Genomic DNA, 19,905 nt, shown 5'->3' with positions numbered 1-19,905 from the left:
GTTCCCCTTTCCTTTCAACGCATTCTCATGTATGCGCGCGGGTATCTGAGACGTTGTGCCCTGACCCCGGCACTCGAATGGAAGATAAAGTGGGGTCGGCGGCAATGGGGCCGCCATGCAAACCGGAGACCCGCAGGGGCGGGAGTGCTCCGTTCTAGGATACGCATATGTTTGATGTAACTAAGAAATCTATGCAGTGGGGCGAAGAGACGCTGACACTGGAAACCGGCAAGGTTGCCCGTCAGGCGGACGGCACCGTGATTGCCACGCTGGGCGAAACCAGCGTCATGGCCAACGTGACCTTTGCCAAGCAACAAAAGCCCGGTCAGGATTTTTTCCCGCTGACCGTCCACTACCAAGAGAAATACTACGCCGCCGGTAAAGTTCCGGGTGGCTTCTTCAAGCGCGAGGCGCGCCCGACCGAGAAAGAGACGCTGACCGCGCGTCTGATCGACCGTCCGATCCGCCCGCTGTTCGTTGACGGCTTCAAAAACGAAGTTCTAGTGATGTGCACCGTGCTGAGCCACGATCTGGTCAACGACCCCGACATCGTTGCGATGATCGCGGCATCCGCTGCTCTGACCATTTCCGGCGCGCCGTTCATGGGCCCGATCGCCGGTGCCCGCGTTGGTTTCGTGGATGGCGAATACATCCTGAACCCGACCGTGGACGACATGCAGGACCTGCGCCTGAACCCTGAACAGCGTCTGGACCTCGTTGTTGCCGGCACCAAAAACGCCGTGATGATGGTGGAATCGGAAGCTTACGAATTGTCCGAGGCTGAAATGCTGGGCGCCGTGAACTTCGCTCATGAGCAAATTCAGCCGGTTCTTGACCTGATCATTGATCTGGCCGAAGAAACCGCAAAAGAGCCGTTTGAATTCGTCGCCCCCGATTACTCGGAGCTGTACGCCGCTGTTGCCGCTGCCGGTGAAGAGCAGATGCGCGCCGCCTTCGCGATCACCGACAAGCAAGAGCGCACTGCCGCTGTTGCCGCGGCCCGCGAAGCGATCAAAGAAGCGCTGACCGAGGAACAGCTGGAAGACGCGAACCTCGGCTCGGCAATGAAAAAGCTGGAAGCTGGCATTCTGCGCGGTGACGTCGTCAAAGGCGGCAAGCGCATCGACGGTCGTTCGACCACCGATGTTCGTGCCATCGAAGCCGAAACCTCGCTGCTGCCGCGTACGCACGGTTCCGCCCTGTTCACCCGTGGTGAAACTCAGGCACTGGCCGTGACCACGCTGGGCACTGGTGACGATGAGCAGTTCATCGACGCATTGCATGGCAACTTCAAATCGAACTTCCTGCTGCACTACAACTTCCCTCCGTATTCGGTTGGTGAAGTGGGTCGCGTGGGTTCGCCCGGCCGTCGTGAGATCGGTCACGGCAAGCTGGCATGGCGCGCGCTGCAGGCGGTTCTGCCTGCGCCGACCGACTTCCCCTACACCGTTCGCGTGGTGTCGGAGATCACTGAATCGAACGGATCCTCGTCAATGGCCTCGGTCTGTGGCGGTTCGCTGTCGATGATGGATGCGGGTGTTCCGCTGAAAGCACCGGTTGCCGGTGTTGCCATGGGTCTTATCCTGGAAGATGACGGCGAATACGCTGTTCTGACTGACATCCTGGGTGACGAAGACCACCTGGGCGACATGGACTTCAAAGTGGCAGGGACCGAGAACGGCATCACCTCGCTGCAGATGGACATCAAGGTCGCAGGCATCACACCGCAGATCATGGAGACCGCTCTGGCACAGGCCAAAGACGGTCGGATGCACATCCTGAGCGAGATGGGCAAAGCTCTGTCCGAGACCAACGAATTCTCGGTCCACGCCCCGCGCATCGAGACCATGAACATCCCAACCGACAAGATCCGCGAAGTGATCGGTTCGGGCGGTAAGGTCATCCGCGAAATCGTTGAGGTTTCGGGTGCCAAGGTCGACATCAACGACGACGGCGTCATCAAGATCGCCTCGCCGGACGGTGAATCGATCCAGAAGGCCTATGACATGATCTATTCGATCGTGGCCGAGCCGGAAGAAGGTCAGATCTACACCGGTAAAGTGGTCAAGATCGTCGATTTCGGTGCCTTCGTGAACTTCTTTGGCAAGCGCGACGGTCTGGTCCACGTGTCCCAGATCGAAAACCGCCGCCTGAACCATCCGTCGGACGTTCTGAAGGAAGGTCAGGAAGTAAAGGTCAAACTGCTGGGCTTCGACGATCGCGGCAAGGTCCGCCTGTCGATGAAAGTCGTCGATCAGGAAACCGGCGAAGAGATCGTTCCCGAGAAGAAAGAAAAGAAAGAAGACGCAGAGTAATCTGCCCCTTTCTAAACCAGAAAGACCCCGGCATTGTCCGGGGTCTTTTTTTTGGGGGGGATGCCGCGGGCACTCCCGACAAGGCCAAACAACTAATAACTATCAAAACTCTCCTATAGCGTGTACCCTTCAGCGTAACTTCGAATTCTCTTCATTTATTTAGGGCACGCCCAACATGAAGTTTATTACGATTTACGAGATAGACGTTGACCCGCTCGGCAGTTCAGATGTCGTCGTTCTGGCCGCATTTCAGGTTGCCATCGTCGACAATGACGACGAACTGGAAGACCCAGACGCGGATGGCGGACTGCAGCTAGATGTCAGCGCAGTACCGGGTTTCATTGGAAACTCGACAAACTTCCAGGTCTTTGAAACCTATAGCGGCGACGTGGGCGGAGACCCTGTTACCTTTACTCTGCTGCAGTTTTTCAACCCACAGTACATTGTCGTCACTTCAGGCGAGGTAGAGGTCGGCGACACGATTGAAAACACCAACAACTCGATCATAACAGCACCACCTTCAGAATACGAAACACTGCCCTCGTTCGTGTGTTTCACCGAAGGGGCGCTGATCAAGACCCCAGAGGGAGACCGCCGGATCGAGACACTTAAGCATGGCGACATGGTTCTGACGGCCCAGGGTCGCGCCGCGCCCGTCAGGTGGATTGGGTTCCGCCGCCTATCCCCGGATGAATTGGCCGAAGCACCGCATTTGTGCCCAGTCTGTATTCCAATGAACCACTTCGCAAATGGGCTTCCGTCGCGCGACTTGAAGGTATCGCCGCAACACAGGATCGCCGTGACATCCGACCTGATGGAGGTTCACTTCTTCAACTCCATGATGCTTGCCCCAGCCAAAGCCCTTGTAGACGGCACACACATTCGCCACATGTCACCAGAAAACGAGGTTGTGTATATTCATCTACTTTTCGACCAACACGAATTGGTGAATGTCGAAGGCGTTTGGTCTGAGTCCTTTTTCCCCGGTGACACAACAATGTGCGCTCTCGCCCCTGCGGTGAAACGCGAGTTGTGTGAGCTATTTCCAGAGTTGTTCGTGGATGCGGGATGCTACGGGAACACCGCGCTTCCGGTCATGAAAGCTTTTGAAGCCCGTATTCTACAGGCAGATTTGACCGTTCCGCGAGCTCTGCCCGAAATGGGAACAGTTTCGGCCTGAACCGACGTGAAGAACAACGTTTTACAAGCTGTGACTGCTGCAACAAAACACAGCCGTCCATTGCAAAATTATTCGGTCACGCCCCTCCAAATTGCTGTGATCCGAAGTGAAAGCCCGTGGGCTTCCCTTTGGCCACGTTCTGCCCACATCTGCGCCATACGCAATGTGGAACAAAGGACACGAACATGGCTACGCGACTTATTCTTGCCACGGCGGCACTGACACTCGGGGCATCCGCTGTAGCAGCGCAGAGCGTGACCGACGGTGCTTATATCCAGGGCTTCGTTGGCTACAGCCAACTGCAGGACACGGATTTCTCGGGCAGCATCGGCGGTAGCTCTCAATCCGTCGACACAGATTTCGACGCCGGTTACGGGTTGGGCATCGCTTTCGGCAAAGAGATCCCCCAATGGTCAAACGACAGCATCGGCACGCGGATCGAGCTAGAGCTGTCCTACCGGGACAATGACGTGGATGGCGTGAACTTCTCGGGCAATGGCCCTGCGGCCGAGGCCAACGTCACGGGCGACATCACGCAGACCTCGCTTTTTGCCAATATCCTGTTTGACTTCAAACAATCCGGTCCGCTGACCCCATATGCGGGCTTTGGTCTGGGGGCTACGTATTCGGATATCAACTTCGCCTACGGGCCGGGGGTCGAGCTGGACGACAGCGACACCAACTTTGCCGCCCAACTGATCGCCGGTGTCGCCTACGATATCAACGCCAACACCGCCTTCACCGTCGACGCGCGCTATTCCCGCGCCTTTGACGTCTCGTCCGAACGTCTGGCCCCAAACGGAGCCCTCACCGGCACGGTAGAGGATGATCTGGACACGTTCAGCCTGAACTTCGGCCTGCGCTACAGTTTCTAAACCCGCTTGGGGGAGGCGTTTTTCTCCGGTTTCGCTTCCCCCGCATGCCCACGTGTTCTATGCACGGGGGCATGCGATCTTTCATCATCCATATGTCCTCCAGCACGGTTCGCCGCGCCAACGCAGACCAGCTGTGCAAGGACCTGCCGAATGCCGAACTCTTCGAGGCAACCAACGGGCGCGACCCGGACCAGATCGCGGATGTCCGTCTGCATCCCGGCAACCTGCACAAACCAAACTACCCGTTCGACCTGCGCCCCGCGGAAATAGGAGTGTTCCAGAGCCATCGGCGTCTCTGGCAAAAACTGGTGGATGAAGAGATCGACCTGGCCATCATCACCGAGGATGACCTGCGCGTCGATCCGGACAAAATGGTCCAGGCAATCAAAATGCTGCACGCCATCGCCACCCCCGATCACTATATCCGAATCCCTGTCAAACAACGCGAAGTCGCGGCCCAAACATTGGCAGAAGAGAATGGCCTGAGCCTTATCCTGCCCAAAGTGATCGGCCTGCAATGCGTCTGCCAGATGGTGGGCCGCAACGCCGCCAAAAGGCTCCTGAAGGCGACCGATCAAATCGACCGCCCCGTTGACACATTCCTGCAAATGCACTGGATCACCGGTCAGCCAATCCATGCCCTTCTGGGCAGCGGCAACCGCGAAGTGGCTCGCGATATCGGCGGCTCAACCATCCAGACGAAACCACCCTTCTCAGACAAACTGACCCGCGAAGTCAAACGCGCCGCTTACCGAGCACAGCTCCACCTGCACCCGCAGCGCCCGCCTGCTTCATCTGGCTGAAAATATCCTCGGGGGGAATCGCGCTCAGGCGCGATGGGGGGCAGACAGCCCCCCTGACCCGACCCAAATCAGGACGGAGCCTTGGTCTTGCGAAGATAGGGGAAGATCGTCTCGAACTCACCAAACTTCGCTTTGGCGTCTTCATTCGAAACGGTCGGCGGGATGATCACATCCTCACCCGGCACCCAGTTGGCGGGCGTCGCAACACCCTTGGACGACATCTGCAATCCGTCCAGCGCCCGCAGGATCTCGGCAAAGTTCCGGCCCACGGTCATCGGATAGGTCATCGACAGTTTCAACTGCTTGTCGGGTCCGATGATGAAAACCGAACGCACAGTGGCGCTATCCGCAGGGGTGCGACCGTCGGGCAGGTAGGCCTCGGCGGGCAGCATGTCAAAGGCCTTGGACACCGCCAGCCCGTCATCTGCAATGATCGGGAAACCGGGGTTGGCCTTGCCATAGGCTTCGATGTCTTTCTTCCACTTCTTGTGGTCCTCGACCCCGTCGACCGAAACACCGATCACCTTGGTATTGCGCGCCGCCCATTCGTCGTTCAGCTGGGCCACTGCCGAAAACTCGGTGGTGCAGACCGGGGTGAAGTCCTTGGGATGCGAGAACAGGATCGCCCAGCTGTCACCAATCCAATCGTGAAACTGAATGGTGCCCTGATCCGTCTCTGCGGTGAAATTCGGGACCGTGTCGTTGATACGCAAACCCATGGTGCAACTCCTTCTTTGGTTACTGACCGAGTCGAATGCTGTGAACCTAACCACTTTGCGCCAGAGTTAAACCTTCCGCAAAAGTCTTTTTCCGGGAAGTCGCCAAACAAATTTGATCAAATTACCCCCTTGCCGCGCCTCAGAGCGAATGACAGACTGTGCGGCAAAACCAGTCTTTGACATCACGGCCCGGAGGATACGCCATGATCGAAAAACGCGATTTCTACATTAACGGTCAATGGGTTGCTCCATCTGAGGCGAATGATTTCGAGGTAATCAACCCCTCGACCGAGGAACCCTGCGCGGTGATCTCCCTCGGCGCTCAGGCCGACACTGACGCCGCCGTTGCCGCGGCCAAAGCGGCCTTGCCTGGCTGGATGGCCACTCCGGTCCAAGAGCGTATCGCCCTGGTCGAAAAGCTGACCGACCTCTACATGACCCGGTCCGAGGACCTGGCGCAGGCCATGTCGCTTGAGATGGGTGCGCCGATCGACATGTCGCGCACGGCTCAATCCGGTGCCGGGATCTATCACCTCAAGAACTTCATCCGCGCCGCCAAGGCGTTTGAATTCGAGCGCCCTCTGGGCGATCACGCCCCCAATGATCGTATCATCTATGAAGCCGTGGGCGTCGCCGGTCTGATCACGCCGTGGAACTGGCCGATGAACCAGATCACCCTCAAGGTCGGCGCGGCGGCCATAGCGGGCTGCACGATGGTTCTGAAACCGTCCGAGCAGAGCCCCTTGAATGCGATGATCTTTGCCGAGCTGATGGACGAGGCCGGTTTCCCACCCGGAGTATTCAACCTGGTGAACGGTGATGGCGTGGGCGTTGGTTCGCAACTCTCTGCGCATCCGGATGTGGACATGATCAGCTTCACCGGCTCGACCCGTGCGGGCACCGCGATCTCGAAAAGCGCTGCTGATACGCTTAAGAAGGTGCATCTGGAACTGGGCGGCAAAGGCGCCAACGTGATCTTTGAGGACGCGGATGAGAAGGCCGTGAAACGCGGTGTGCTGCACATGATGAACAACACCGGCCAAAGCTGTAATGCTCCCAGCCGGATGCTGGTGCAGCGCCCGATTTACGACAAGGCCGTGGAAACCGCAGCCGAAGTGGCCAACGCTGTCACGGTCGGCCCGGCCACGGAGGAAGGCCGCCATATCGGCCCCGTTGTAAATGAGCTTCAGTGGACCAAGATTCAGGACCTGATCCAAGCCGGTATCGATGAAGGCGCGCGTCTGGTCGCGGGCGGCACCGGGCGGCCCGAGGGGTTGAACAAGGGCTACTACGTGCGCCCCACGGTGTTTGCCGATGCCAACAACCAGATGACCATTGCGCGGCAAGAGATCTTCGGCCCAGTCCTGACCATGATCCCCTTCGACACCGAGGAAGAAGCCGTCGAGATCGCCAATGACACGCCCTATGGCCTGACCAACTATGTCCAGACACAGGATGGCACGCGCGCCAACCGTATGGCGCGGGTACTGCGGTCCGGGATGGTTGAGATGAACGGCCAGTCGCGCAGCGCGGGCTCTCCGTTCGGCGGCATGAAGCAATCCGGCAACGGCCGCGAAGGCGGAGTATTTGGTCTGGAAGACTTCCTCGAGATCAAAGCCGTCGGCGGCTGGGCAGCAGAATAGCCATATGGCCTGATCCAGAAAGTTTGGTGAGGCTCGGGCAGAGCCTCACCCTTTTTTAGGCGGGACGCACAACCAGTTGGGGTTGCCCGTCAGACGTCCTTTGTGCTGAACGTCCATCCCAACCGATCACCCCGGTTACACGTTGGCGGTACGAGGAAAAGCTCTCGAACTGCACCACATCGACGGGCGTTTCAAAATGCAGCGTAACCCTGCGGTTGGATCCGTCGCCCAACAGGGTCATGCCGCGTATTTCTGCTGAGAACGGCTGCCCCAGATATCGCCCTTCGACGCGATCTCCGACACGCAGGTGCATGCGGTTTCCGGCTTGCGCGTGCAGCGTATTCCAATCCCGAACGCCATATTGATGGGCCAGTATTTCCAACGCCTCGCTATGCGACAGGGTCACATCTTTGGCGCGCAGGTCTTCACGCAAGCGCTTGGCTTGCGCTTTCAACTCGTCCACTGGTGGGATCGTTTTTTGTGTCGTCATCATGTGCCTCGTTTCCTTGAACGGGCGCGAAATCAGGACGGAGTTCGCATTGCCATCCGCGCGCCGTGAAAGTGGCAACAGATGTTCTTATTCAGGGTTTCACCAAAGCCAAAGGCCGCGAACGGCAGGGGACCCAAACCTTGCCCGTCCTTATGCACTAGTTGGTTGCAGAGTCAATTAGGCATCCGCCTGCGCGGCCTCGTAGGCCAGCATCGCGCGCTTCACCGGCAGACCCCAGTGGTATCCGCCCAGACCGCCCGACTTGCGCAAGGCCCGGTGGCAGGGGATCAACCAGCTGACCGGATTGCGCCCAACCGCTGTCCCCACAGCGCGCACCGCCTGAGGCGACCCCACCCGCTGCGCGATTTCCGAATAGGTTGTAACCTGACCCGAAGGTATATGCATCAGCGCCTCCCACACCTTGATCTGCAGGGGTGAGCCGATCAGATGAAGTGGTGTCTCGGACCGGTCCGCGCCAAAGGAGGCTTCGACCCAAGGACGCAGCTTTTCGGTATCCTCGACGAAATTGGCCTTGGGCCAGCGCGCGGTCATATCCTCCATCGCGGCGGCCTCGCCGGTTTCGGCACCAAACGCTATGCCGCAGATGCCCTTGTCGGTCCCCATGACCAACGCTGGCCCGAAAGGACAATCGAACCACCCCCAGTAGACCGTCAGCCCCGCGCCTTTGCGGGCGTACTCACCGGGGCTCATGGATTCCCATTTCAGGAATAGATCATGCAGGCGACCGCTGCCGGACAGGCCGACGTTATGGGCAGTCTCCAGCGTGGTGAACCGTTCCCGCAGTAGGGCCTTGGCATGACCCAGTGTCAGATATTGCTGGTACCGTTTTGGCGACACCCCGGTCCAGCGCGAGAACAGGCGCTGGAAATGGGCGGGACTCATGCCCATCTGGCTGGCCAGTTCTTCAAGGCTGAGGGTTTCGCCACCCTGATCAATCAACTCGATCGCGCGGCGCATGACGTTGTAGTGGTATCCGCTTTCGGGCGTCTGGACGTTCATGGCTTTCACCTCATCTATTGATCTGAACCATAACGCGCAGCTCACGCTCCCGCGACCCGGAACTTGCGCATTGGCTTTGGGCTTGTGTCATTGGCCCTTGGGCGGCATTAAGGCTCGGATGGCAAAGCAACTCGATTATCACACGATCCGCGAGATCTTTACGCGCTTTCAAGAGGCCGACCCGGAACCCAAGGGCGAGCTGGAGCATGTGAACGTCTACACTCTGGTCGTGGCAGTGGCGCTTTCGGCGCAGGCGACCGATGCGGGCGTCAACAAAGCCACGCGTGAGCTGTTCAAGATCGCAGACACTCCGCAAAAGATGCTGGATCTGGGCGAAGAGGGCCTGATCGAGCACATCAAAACCATCGGACTGTTCCGCCAGAAGGCCAAGAACGTCATCAAGCTCAGCCGCATTTTGGTCGAGGACTATGGCGGCGAGGTTCCCAATTCCCGCGCCGCGTTGCAATCCCTGCCCGGTGTCGGGCGCAAGACGGCCAATGTGGTTCTGAACATGTGGTGGCGGCAACCGGCGCAAGCGGTGGATACGCATATCTTCCGCGTCGGCAATCGCACCGGTATCTGTCCCGGCAAGGACGTAGACGCCGTCGAGCGCGCCATCGAGGACAATATTCCAGCCGACTTTCAACTCCATGCACATCACTGGCTGATCCTGCACGGGCGCTACCACTGCAAGGCGCGCAAGCCGCAATGCCCGACCTGTATCATCCGTGATCTCTGTCAATTCGAGGACAAGACCCTATGAAAACCTACCAACTGACCGGCATCGGAAATGCCGTCGTCGACGTGATTTCCCAAGCCGATGACAGTTTCCTGGAACTGATGGGCATCGAAAAAGGCATCATGCAACTGATCGAGCAGGAGCGCGGCGAAGTGCTCTATGCCTCGATGGAAGGTCGGGTGCAAACACCGGGCGGCTCAGTCGCAAACACCATTGCGGGCGCGGGTGCGCTCGGTCTGGATGCTGCCTTCATTGGCCGCGTACATGATGACGCGCTGGGTCGCTTCTATGCCGATGCGATGAACGAAGACGGCGTGGATTTCGTGAACCCGCCTGTGCCGGGTGGCGAACTGCCAACGTCACGTTCGATGATCTTTGTCTCGCCCGATGGTGAGCGGTCGATGAACACCTATCTGGGGATTTCTTCGGAGCTGTCGTCTCAGGACGTCTCGGACGAGGTTGCCGGGAACAGCCAGATCATGTTCCTCGAGGGGTATCTGTTCGACAAAGAAAAGGGCAAAGCCGCGTTTCTTGAGGCCGCGCGCGCCTGTCACAGAGGCGGCGGCAAGGCCGGTATCGCCATTTCCGATCCTTTCTGCGTCGAGCGTCACCGGGTCGATTTCCTTTTGCTGATCGAGAATGAACTGGACTTCGTGATTGGCAACGAAGCTGAGATCAAATCGCTGTTCGAAACCGAGGATCTTGAGGACGCACTGGCCAAAACCGCCGCAATCTGCCCACTGGTCGTCTGCACCCGTTCGGGCGACGGCGTGACGGTTCTAAACGGAGACACCCGTCACGATGTTGCGGTCGAAAAAGTAGTGCCCGTGGATGCGACCGGCGCAGGTGATCAGTTCGCTGCTGGGTTCCTGTACGGCATGGCCACTGGCCGCGACTATGAGACCTGCGCCAAGATCGGCAATGTCTGCGCGCGCGAAGTGATCAGCCATATCGGTCCGCGCCCTGAAGCCAACTTGCAAGAACTGCTGCGGGAAGAAGGATTGCTGTAAAGCGCTGAGCCGGGACAGCGCCGACCCCTGCATCGTTCAACGCCCAATCATACTCATAGGCATTCACACGTCGCGCCTGTTTGAGGCGCTGTTGCAGCTCCGGGTCAGCTGCTGTTTCAAGATAGGCGATCACAGCCTGTTCATTCGGCCCGAAATCCTCGCGGAACCAGATGTAGATTTTCGACACGATCAGTCGCCCCTGATCATCGAACTGCACTCCGCGCGGATCGTTGACATAGGCGCGCTCGGCTGCGGCGAGATCGCGTTCCAGCGTCGTGGCCTCCCAGGCGCGGGCCATCAGGTTCGGGCACCCGACCGCGGCACAATTCAGCGCGTAGTGAATGCGCCGCTCATTGAAAGTTGGTCGGATGATGCGGTGTTCGATGTCGTTGAGGGTCAGGTTCTGACCCGACACCACGGCCAACGGGCGACCCCATGGGCCGATCGACAACGGCCCATCCTTGATGTCGCGGATCGACGCGACCGGGTACGCCTCAAGCACCACATCCACCGTCAGCGCATTGTAGAGGTTGATCCAATAGGCCAATTGTTGATCGCGGGTCAGATCGGCCGGGTCAACGGCCTGCAGCTCGGTCAGATAATCATCCAGCAGCGCACGATCTGCCGCGCTCACCTGCCCATAAGCCACCCGGTTCACTCCACGCGCATCGGGGGCTACGTAGCGGGTCAGAAAGCGGGTCCAATCGCCATGATCCACCCTTTCGCCCGGAGGGGGCGCGGCGCGGGTCAGGGCCGTGTCGGGCAAGGGCGTCGCGGCGGGCAAGGCCAGCCTCTCCACACTGGCGCAGGCGGTCAGAAGCGGCAGCAGCATCAGGATCAGAACCTGTCTCATGAAGCATCCTTTCGGCTTTGACGAGCAGCGCGCAACTGCCCTTTGAGGCGTTTCAGCGGGGCCACCCTAGGGTCTTTCAGCGCGGGCAAGTCCGGGCGAGCCGACAGGCCGCGCGTCGCCGCGTTCCACCAATAGGTGCCCATCGGGCTGTCTACTCGATCCGGCGCGGCCAGATGCTGATCGCGCTGTGCGTTGTGGACACACATGGAGAGCGGCCCGTTGGCCGTCGCAACCATGAACACGCAGGAGGCGCAGCGGTCCTCCTCTAACGCATCCGCAGCCATGAAATTGTGGATGAACACGGCCTGCCGCCGTATCGGTCCGCGTAGCACCCCCGACCCCAGCCGCAAAAGGCAGCCCGCCAGATGGCCAAGCGCCCAAAGGGCCAGCAGTGGATGGCGGCGGATCAGGCGTCCCACGCTCGGGCGGATGCGGATATGAGCGTCTTGGCCTGCATCCACCTCCTCAAGCGCCGCAATCACCCGCTGCACCAGGCGCTGGTTCGACAGCAACGACACGGCCTTGCCCCCCGCCGAAACTACGCTGCTATACCGGTTGCAACTGGAATGCCCGACGGCTGCCGAGTCAAAATGTAAAGACGTGCCATAGCCTTGCTCGACCGCGCGGATGACGCTGTCTTGCGTGATTCCATCGGGTCGCACCCGCAACACGCCGCGCCCGGTATCCGCCTGCATCTGGAACGAAACAAAACCGACCTCGGGCTGGTCCCTCAGGAAGCGGGCCAAGGCGGGGATTTCAGCAAAGTTGCCGCCAAAAACGGTTGTGTTGAAGAGAATACGCAGCCCCAAACCGCGCGCCCGGTCTATATAGGCTTTGCGCACGCGGTTGAGCTCCATTTCGGAGGTGAACCCGTTGCGCTCTTGCGTCATGTCCACGTGAAAGGCCACGTCATCCAGCCCCGCTGCGGCCAATCGCGTCAGCATCGCCCGGCTGGCGCGGATGCCGTTGGTCATCAGGCAGGAGCGCATACCCAGCCGCCTGATCTCGCGGCAAAGCGCCTCAAGGTCCTCAACCTTGCGCAGGGTCGGGTCGCCGCCGGTCAATTGCACGGAAACGCCGCGGCCATAGTGGCTGCGGATCGTGGCAATCCGCGCGAAGAGGACCGAGAGCGGAGGATCATAGGTCATCTCGGCCCGGTCAGAGAGGTAGCAGAGCGTGCAGTCCAGATTGCAGCGCTGCGTCACCTCAAGCGCGACACAGGCCATCGGGTAGAAACGCCCCGCCGTCTGAGAGGGGCCGAACTCTCCGCATCCGCGCAATCCCTCACGCAGAGGCGCGCGCTGGTCCGAGCCCTGAAATCGCCGTCCGGCAGGTTTGATGGTGATGGGGTCTGGCAGGGTGTCTTTCATGCCCCCAAGCTAGAGGCACGCCTTGACCCGAACCACGCCCCCTCACGGCAACGTGCAGGCTGGTGATCAGCTCAGATGATCCGCAAAACCCGCGATCACCTGTTCGTAGACCGCGCGTTTGAACGGCACTATTTCTTCAACCAGTTGATCCGGGGCCTGCCATTTCCAGCTGGTGAATTCGGGATGGTCCGTTGCAATATTGATCTGGTCGTCATGGCCGGTGAAGCGCAGCAGAAACCACTTCTGCTCTTGCCCGCGATAACGGCCTTTCCAGATTTTTGGAACGATGTCGTGGGGCAGATCATAGGGCAGCCAGCCGTCAGTCTCGGCCACAACCTCGACCAGATCAGCCGTCACACCAGTTTCTTCCCACAGCTCGCGCAGCGCTGCGTCGCGGGGGTCCTCGCCCTTGTCCACCCCGCCCTGAGGCATCTGCCACGCGTCCTTGTGGCGGTCATTGCGCTGGCCGACAAAGATCTTGCCCTCGGCATTCATCAGCATCAGCCCGACACAGGGGCGATAGGGCAGTTTGGCGATCTCTTCCGGGGTCATGCGAGGCCTCTTGGATAGGGTTCGCGACCTCTCTATCAAGCCGCGCGACAGGCGCAAAGGGGATGACGTTAGGTTTCGCGTGACAATGTTTACGCGAACGTCAATCTATTCCTCAACTTCGGAAGGGAGAGTTCGCCATGACTGCGTACCCAAACATGTTGGCCCCGCTGGACCTGGGCTTTACCACGTTGAAGAACCGCGTGCTGATGGGCTCGATGCATACCGGGTTGGAAGAGACCGGCGACTGGAACCGCGTGGCCGAGTTCTATGCGGATCGTGCCCGCGGGGGCGTGGCGCTGATGGTGACGGGTGGGATTGGCCCGAACCTCGAAGGGTCTGTCCTGCCGGGCGCGGCGATGATGACCACCGACAAGGACGTGGCGAACCACTCGGTCGTGACCGACCGCGTGCATGAGGCGGGTGGCAAGATCGCGATGCAGATTCTGCATGCGGGACGCTATGCCTATGGCCCCAAATGCGTGGCGCCTAGCCCGGTGAAATCCCCGATTTCTCCGTTCCCGCCCAGTGAGCTGGACGAAGACGGAATCGAGAAGCAGATCAGCGACATCGTGAATGCGGCGGTCCACGCCCAGAAGGCGGGCTATGACGGGGTAGAGATCATGGGTTCCGAGGGGTATTTCCTGAACCAGTTCCTCGTGACCCACACCAACAAACGTGAGGATCGCTGGGGCGGTTCCTATGAAAACCGTATGCGCCTGCCGATCGAGGTCGTGCGGCGCACGCGTGAGGCCGTGGGTACTGATTTCATCATCATCTACCGCCTGTCGATGATCGATCTGGTCCCAAATGGCTCGACCCATGAAGAGGTGGTCGAACTTGCACAGCGGATCGAACAAGCCGGCGCCACGATCATCAACACCGGCATCGGCTGGCACGAGGCTCGGATTCCCACCATCGCAACCAGCGTTCCGCGTGCCGCCTTTGCCTGGGTGACCAAAAAGCTGATGGGTAAGGTTGGCATCCCGGTGATCACCTCGAACCGGATCAATACGCCCGAGGTCGCCGAAGAGGTTCTGTCGACCGGCTGCGCCGACATGGTTTCGCTGGCGCGTCCGATGCTGGCGGACGCGGATTTCGTCAACAAGGCGATTGCCGGTCAGTCCGCGCAGATCGCGCCGTGTATCGCCTGTAACCAGGCCTGCCTGGACCATACGTTCGGCGGAAAGCTAACTTCTTGCCTGGTCAACCCACGTGCCTGCCATGAGACCGAACTGGTCATTGGCAAGGCCGAGACGCGCAAGACCGTTGCCATTGTGGGCGCTGGGCCGGCCGGCCTGTCTACCGCCATGACCGCCGCCCAGCGCGGCCATGACGTCACGCTGTTCGATCGCGCCTCGGAGATCGGCGGACAGTTGAACATGGCGAAACAGGTGCCGGGGAAAGAGGAATTCTGGGGGCTGGTCGATTGGTACCGGACCATGATGGATGATCTGGGCGTGAAGGTGGAACTGAACCGCGAGGTCAGCGCCGACGACCTGACCGGCTTTGACGAGGTTGTCATTGCCACCGGCGTTATCCCACGTGATCCGGAAATCCCCGGTCAGGACCGCGACAACGTCATCAGCTATATCGACGTGCTGCGCGAGAAAGCAGAGGTCGGCAAATCCGTCGCCGTGATCGGTGCTGGCGGAATCGGCTTTGACGTGTCCGAGTTCCTGCTGGAGGACGGCCACAGCGCCACCACCGACCTGCCAGCCTGGATGAAGGAATGGGGCGTAACTGATCCGGAGCAGCACCGCTCGGGTCTGGCACCGGAAGGCCCTCAGCCTGCAGCCCCGGCACGTCAGGTGACTCTGCTGCAGCGCAAGAAACAGGCGCATGGCAAAGGCTTGGGCAAGACCACCGGCTGGATTCACCGCGCGACGTTGAAGATGAAAAACGTCAATTTCGTGGGCGGCGTGAACTACGAGCATATCGACGAAGACGGCCTGCATATCAGCTTTGGTGAAGAGCGCGCCGACCCGACGGTGATTGCTGCGGACACCATCGTCCTGTGTTCCGGTCAACTGTCCGAACGCAGCCTTGCGGACGCCCTGATCGAACGCGGGATGACGCCGCATGTGATCGGTGGTGCGGATGTCGCTGCTGAGTTGGACGCGAAACGGGCCATCAATCAGGGCACCCGTCTAGCCGCAGCCATGTAGAGGCACTGAGGCCTACATGGTGAAGGTTAGGCCTGTCTCTTTCTCGAACCGGGCCATGTAGGTTTCGTAGTCGCGATAGGCGCGATGGAACAGCAACCGCGCCATTCGCGTCGCCCGCCACGGCTTTTTGCCACCGACATAGTGCCAGATTTTCGGAGTCCTGCTTGCATCACTCAGATGCTGGCGGAACGCCTTGGACATATTGCGGTATTTCGGGCTGTGCGCGTCAAACCAGATCTGAGGCCGCGTGTTCCACTGAATAGGCAGGCGAAACCAGCGACCGTGAAACAGTTGGTTCATTCTGTCCTGCTCGGGCAGGTAGGGAATGTGCGGCACCAGCTTCTCGAAATCGCTAATCTCGCGCAATTCGCGATCGCCGTGAATGGCTGAACAGTCCATGACCATGATGCCGGCGTTGAAATACCCTTCGCCGGGTATGAACCCCAACCGAATGCTCTTGCTCACACGACTGAGCGATTTTTTATGCTCGCGCCCCGGTCTGAAAATCTGCTGCAGGGAAGGGCGCAGAAAATCCCCTCCGCCAAGCGTCACCAACCCCATATCCACACAAGCGGCAAAGGGCTGCCCTCCAAGGTCCATGTCCAGCAATTCCCAAACATCCGAAACAACCAGAGTGTCCGCATCAACAAAAACGCAGCGCTTTTCGCAAAGCTGGGGCAGAAACAAAGGCAGCATCGTGATCGCAGGGAACTTTGATTTGTACTCGGAAAAGCCTGGCAGGTGATCGAGGTCGAATTTCCGGTACGAAATCGTCCCCCCCGCAAGGGATTGGTTGGCCTGTTCAATGATCGCGATGTCTTCGTCTGTGAAATCCTGCCCGAAGATCGTCACATCCAAAGGCTTGCTGGCATTTTTGACAGCGGAATATGCGGAAAGCAGAGCGGGGAACAGAAAAGACCTGTTCACGCCATAAACCACCTGCATCGCGCCCCCCTCGATCACGTCAATGTGATGAGAAGGAATAGCAGCGAAGAGCAGGAACTTCAAACCCTTAGCCGAACTCAAAATCCTTGGGATGCAGTGTTACGCGGTGCCCCTTATTCAACCGAAATCGTAATCACCTCGGATACAATGGGCGGGTTGTGCGGCACGTGTCCAGCATCGCCCAGAACCAGTTGCAGCGTGTGCTGACCAGCGGGCAGATCCAGAGTGACCTCGGTCTGACCTCCGCCAAAATGCATGTGGTTGTCATCTGCGGGCAACCCATAGAGCAGCTCATCCGCGCCGTCTTCACCCTGACCAAGTGGTGGGCGGTTGATCAGCAGGTGGTGGTGGCCGGTATTGTCCGCTTCGGTCCCTGCAGGCGCAACGCCCATGCCGCTGAGGCCAAAGATCACCGTGACAGGCGATTGCACCGTGTCGCCATCGGCAAGGTTCGCGAAATAGACCTGCGCACCCGGCGCGGATGGCGTTTGTTCCTGCGCTCCCGCGGCTGTGGCAAACAGAGCAACTGAAATGGCTGTAAAAAAGGCTTTCATGATCTCCTCCCTCGTCACAAAAATGCCATTCTCAACGTAGCACATCTGAAAGATTTTCCAGAAAACGCGCTTTTGTGGGGTGATCACCACCTCGCGAAACAACTGTTTCCGCGTTTCTGATACGCAAACGATCCGATTCAAAACCCTGATATTATCCCATGTCTGCCCCGATTCCGCCCAGATTGAGGGTCAAAGTCGCTGCAAGTACCAATACCTGGGGAACGAGAATGGATCGACTGACGGAAATGGAAGCCTTTGCCAATGTGGTGGACCAAGGTGGCTTCACCGATGCGGCCAAGAAGATGGGTATCTCCAAATCAGCCGTTTCCAAGCACGTGTCCAGCCTCGAGTCGCGGCTGGGGGCACGATTGCTCAACCGGACCACACGCCGCGTTTCTCCGACCGAGATTGGGTTGGCCTATTACGACCGCGCCCGCCGGGTGTTGAACGACGCGGGTGAGGCGGATTCGCTGGTCACTGCGATGCAATCGGCCCCTTCTGGCCTGCTGCGGATCAGCGTGGCGACGGATTTCGGGGTCAATCACCTGTCGCCTGTGCTGTCCGATTTTCTGGCCACCTACCCCGACATCACCGTGAACATGGTGCTAAACAACCGCTACGTGGAACTGATTTCCGAGGGCTTTGACGTCGCTGTTCGCATCGGAGAGCTGGAAGACAGCACTCTGCGCGCCCGTAAGCTGACCGAGACCGTCAAGCGCATGGTCGCGGCCCCCAGCTATATTGAGAAATACGGACGGCCGCAGAAGATCGACGATCTCAACGAACACAAGCTGCTGCACTATTCCAGCCAATCCTCAGGCAATGTCTGGCGCCTGACGGCCCCGTCGGGCGAGAAACGTCAGGTGCGTACGGCCGGTTGGCTCAGCGTAAATGACGGCCAATCGCTGCTGAATGCTGCGGTCTCCGGCCTCGGGATCGCCTATCTGCCCAGCTACCTCTACGCCGATGCTCTAAAAACCGGTGAGGTTGTGGATGCAATGCCATCTCTGCCGGATGAGGTGCAAGGCGTCTACGCGGTCTATCCTCCAGGCCGCTTCACTCAGCCCAAAGTGCGGGCCTTCATTGACTTCCTCGTTGACGCTTTTGCCGAAAAAGGCGCGATGGACTGGTAATTCTCCCGGTGAACTGGATCGGCCCGTATGTTCTTCGTGCGGGTCTTTTTTTGTTTAGACGCGTCAGTTGACCAGCAAGACAGCCTCAACCCTGCGATTCAGGTCGCGCCCTTCCGGTGTCGCGTTCGAGGTCAGCGGCGCAAGATATCCCACACCCTGTGACTCGATCCGATCCGCCGCGACGCCATGCGTGTCGATCAAACGGGCACGCACGGCCTGCGCCCGTTCGGTGCTGACCTTTGTATTGGCCTGCAACGTGCCGGTATCATCAGTATGACCAACCAACGCAAGCCGGGTTGACGGATTGTCGGCCAGGAACTGCGCCAGCAACGACAATGAAGCGAACGGGCCGTCGCCCAGGGCCACCTCGCCGGTGCGGAAATGCAAATCGTCCAGAATCACATGGCCCGACTGCTGCAACGCGTCCAAAAGGTCCTCCGTTCCGCTGGCGGATTGCTCAACGTCAACAGGCGTTGGAGCCGGAGCATCAATGGGCGCAACGCGGATCAGTTGCACATAGCCGTCCGGCGGGTTGCGGCTGACCAGCAGGCTGAGCGCCTCGTCACCTTTGGTGGCAGATAGAAAACGATAGTCGCGAATAGCGACATACATATCCGGTGTTGGCACCACCTCGGTCCCGAAGCGGAAATCGAACCCGCCACAGGTCCGGGCCTCACATTCAAATAGGATATCAAAGCCCTGCGCCACGAGCTGATCCCGTAGCGGAGCCAGCAATTGCAGCGTTGTGCTAGAGCCCGCCTGCAAGCGCCATGTCAGCCGCTCGACCCGACCCTCGACGGTGCGGGACGGGACTTTGCCATTTGCAACCGGCCCTGTGGGCAGCTCATAGCTGTCAAGCGGCGAGGTCCTCTCGCTGATCTGACGGGCGCTGGCAGGCAGGGTCAGATCTTGAGCCAGAACCGGCCCGGCCATCAGACAAAAGACAAGGGCGAGACGTCGGATCATCGGGCTTGCGCGTGATATTCGGGGTTGGGCGCCATTGTGGTGGCACTGGCCACCCGGTTGGACATGTTGAAGAACCCGGTGACATTGGCGATGTCCCAGATATCCCGGTCGCTGAAACCCTGATCGCGCAGGTGCTGGCGGTCGGCCTCTTCAATCTCGGCGCTTGCGGTGGTCATCTTCGCCGCAAAATCCAACATCGCACGCTGCCGCGCATCCAGAGGGGCGGTGCGGTAGTTCATCACCAGCATCTCGCCCAATTGTGGATCACCGGACACCTGCCGCACTGCTGCTCCATGAGCAACAAGGCAGTAGAAGCACTTGTTGATCGAGGACACGACCACCGCGATCATCTCACGTTCGAGCTTGGACAGCCCGCTATCTGCCAGCATCAGGTCGTTATACATAGCCGTGAAGGCGTTCAGCTTGTCGATATCGAAAGCGTAGGCTTTCAGCACATTCGGCACCATGCCCAGCTTTTCGAGGCAGACATCAAAGTATTTCTGCGTCTCGGGCGGCAAAGGGTCAGCCATGGGCAGGTTCAGCGCGGTGGGTAGATCAGTCTGGGTCACGGGC

At 59.3% G+C, this 19,905-nt stretch carries 19 protein-coding genes; 9 read left to right on the top strand and 10 right to left on the bottom strand.

Translation table 11 applies throughout. The annotated features are described in order from the left end of the window. Nucleotides 1-167 precede the first annotated feature (167 nt). The 4 genes from pnp (at nt 168) to ACR0AI_RS19090 (ending at nt 5,173) form a co-directional block, all read left to right on the top strand. Nucleotides 168-2,315: a polyribonucleotide nucleotidyltransferase gene (pnp, locus tag ACR0AI_RS19105; RefSeq protein WP_480676392.1), complete on the top strand. Its 2,148-nt coding sequence runs from the start codon at nt 168-170 to the stop codon at nt 2,313-2,315. 175 nt (nt 2,316-2,490) lie between these two features. Next, entirely contained in the window at nt 2,491-3,495 is a 1,005-nt protein-coding gene (locus ACR0AI_RS19100) for a Hint domain-containing protein (RefSeq protein ID WP_480676390.1), read from the top strand. A 185-nt stretch (nt 3,496-3,680) separates the two neighbouring features. Then, nucleotides 3,681-4,370 (top strand): outer membrane protein, encoded by a 690-nt coding sequence (locus ACR0AI_RS19095; protein ID WP_480676388.1) that lies wholly within the window; start codon nt 3,681-3,683, stop codon nt 4,368-4,370. Between the two features lie 71 nt (nt 4,371-4,441). Further along, nucleotides 4,442-5,173, top strand: coding sequence for a glycosyltransferase family 25 protein (locus tag ACR0AI_RS19090; protein ID WP_480676386.1), 732 nt, complete (start codon nt 4,442-4,444; stop codon nt 5,171-5,173). A gap of 68 nt (nt 5,174-5,241) precedes the next feature. Here ACR0AI_RS19090 and ACR0AI_RS19085 read toward each other — a convergent pair whose 3' ends face one another. Next, nucleotides 5,242-5,892 carry a peroxiredoxin gene (locus tag ACR0AI_RS19085; protein WP_170459651.1) on the bottom strand — a complete coding sequence of 217 codons (651 nt, stop codon included), beginning with the start codon at nt 5,890-5,892 and terminating at the stop codon, nt 5,242-5,244. Between the two features lie 203 nt (nt 5,893-6,095). Between ACR0AI_RS19085 and ACR0AI_RS19080 the strand changes: the two genes are divergently transcribed. Next, complete coding sequence (locus tag ACR0AI_RS19080; protein ID WP_480676384.1) at nt 6,096-7,535, top strand: aldehyde dehydrogenase family protein; 1,440 nt, start codon at nt 6,096-6,098, stop codon at nt 7,533-7,535. Nucleotides 7,536-7,590: 55 nt separating this feature from the next. Here ACR0AI_RS19080 and ACR0AI_RS19075 read toward each other — a convergent pair whose 3' ends face one another. Both ACR0AI_RS19075 and ACR0AI_RS19070 read right to left on the bottom strand, forming a co-directional pair. After that, complete coding sequence (locus tag ACR0AI_RS19075; RefSeq protein ID WP_480676382.1) at nt 7,591-8,025, bottom strand: glyoxalase superfamily protein; 435 nt, start codon at nt 8,023-8,025, stop codon at nt 7,591-7,593. Nucleotides 8,026-8,202: 177 nt separating this feature from the next. After that, entirely contained in the window at nt 8,203-9,045 is an 843-nt protein-coding gene (locus ACR0AI_RS19070; RefSeq protein WP_170640480.1) for a bifunctional helix-turn-helix domain-containing protein/methylated-DNA--[protein]-cysteine S-methyltransferase, read from the bottom strand. Nucleotides 9,046-9,163: 118 nt separating this feature from the next. On the opposite strand from ACR0AI_RS19070, the gene nth reads away from it, so the two are divergent. Beyond that, complete coding sequence (gene nth, locus ACR0AI_RS19065) at nt 9,164-9,808, top strand: endonuclease III (protein ID WP_209505105.1); 645 nt, start codon at nt 9,164-9,166, stop codon at nt 9,806-9,808. After that, nucleotides 9,805-10,794: an adenosine kinase gene (locus ACR0AI_RS19060; protein ID WP_170767867.1), complete on the top strand. Its 990-nt coding sequence runs from the start codon at nt 9,805-9,807 to the stop codon at nt 10,792-10,794. Before nth ends, ACR0AI_RS19060 begins: the two co-directional genes overlap by 4 nt. Here the strand turns inward: ACR0AI_RS19060 and ACR0AI_RS19055 are convergent. The 3 genes from ACR0AI_RS19055 to ACR0AI_RS19045 form a co-directional block, all read right to left on the bottom strand. Continuing rightward, the gene (locus tag ACR0AI_RS19055; RefSeq protein WP_480676380.1) at nt 10,727-11,647 is read right to left on the bottom strand and encodes a DUF547 domain-containing protein; all 921 of its coding nucleotides are present in this window, start codon (nt 11,645-11,647) and stop codon (nt 10,727-10,729) included. The genes ACR0AI_RS19060 and ACR0AI_RS19055 overlap by 68 nt on opposite strands. After that, entirely contained in the window at nt 11,644-13,017 is a 1,374-nt protein-coding gene (locus ACR0AI_RS19050) for a radical SAM protein (RefSeq protein ID WP_480676378.1), read from the bottom strand. Before ACR0AI_RS19050 ends, ACR0AI_RS19055 begins: the two co-directional genes overlap by 4 nt. 66 nt (nt 13,018-13,083) lie before the next feature. Further along, a complete protein-coding gene (locus ACR0AI_RS19045) occupies nt 13,084-13,569 on the bottom strand; it encodes an RNA pyrophosphohydrolase (RefSeq protein ID WP_480676376.1) in 486 nt (161 codons plus the stop codon). A gap of 137 nt (nt 13,570-13,706) precedes the next feature. On the opposite strand from ACR0AI_RS19045, the gene ACR0AI_RS19040 reads away from it, so the two are divergent. Further along, a complete protein-coding gene (locus tag ACR0AI_RS19040; RefSeq protein WP_480676374.1) occupies nt 13,707-15,734 on the top strand; it encodes a 2,4-dienoyl-CoA reductase FMN-binding domain-containing protein in 2,028 nt (675 codons plus the stop codon). Between the two features lie 12 nt (nt 15,735-15,746). On the opposite strand, the gene ACR0AI_RS19035 is transcribed toward ACR0AI_RS19040, so the two are convergent. Both ACR0AI_RS19035 and ACR0AI_RS19030 read right to left on the bottom strand, forming a co-directional pair. Further along, a complete protein-coding gene (locus ACR0AI_RS19035) occupies nt 15,747-16,742 on the bottom strand; it encodes a glycosyltransferase family 8 protein (RefSeq protein WP_480701437.1) in 996 nt (331 codons plus the stop codon). Nucleotides 16,743-16,792: 50 nt separating this feature from the next. Next, on the bottom strand, nt 16,793-17,233 hold the full coding sequence (locus tag ACR0AI_RS19030) for a DUF4399 domain-containing protein (protein ID WP_480676370.1): 441 nt from the start codon (nt 17,231-17,233) through the stop codon (nt 16,793-16,795). Between the two features lie 227 nt (nt 17,234-17,460). On the opposite strand from ACR0AI_RS19030, the gene ACR0AI_RS19025 reads away from it, so the two are divergent. Further along, on the top strand, nt 17,461-18,366 hold the full coding sequence (locus ACR0AI_RS19025; RefSeq protein WP_480676368.1) for a LysR family transcriptional regulator: 906 nt from the start codon (nt 17,461-17,463) through the stop codon (nt 18,364-18,366). Between the two features lie 63 nt (nt 18,367-18,429). Here the strand turns inward: ACR0AI_RS19025 and ACR0AI_RS19020 are convergent, their stop codons facing one another. Further along, complete coding sequence (locus tag ACR0AI_RS19020; RefSeq protein ID WP_480676366.1) at nt 18,430-19,332, bottom strand: OmpA family protein; 903 nt, start codon at nt 19,330-19,332, stop codon at nt 18,430-18,432. Continuing rightward, nucleotides 19,329-19,901 carry a peroxidase-related enzyme gene (locus ACR0AI_RS19015; RefSeq protein WP_480676364.1) on the bottom strand — a complete coding sequence of 191 codons (573 nt, stop codon included), beginning with the start codon at nt 19,899-19,901 and terminating at the stop codon, nt 19,329-19,331. The genes ACR0AI_RS19020 and ACR0AI_RS19015 overlap by 4 nt, the downstream gene beginning before the upstream one ends. Nucleotides 19,902-19,905 lie beyond the last annotated feature (4 nt).

The sequence above is a fragment of the Ruegeria sp. BG3 genome, assembly GCF_056538485.1.
This window is presented reverse-complemented; position numbering and strand designations above follow the sequence as displayed.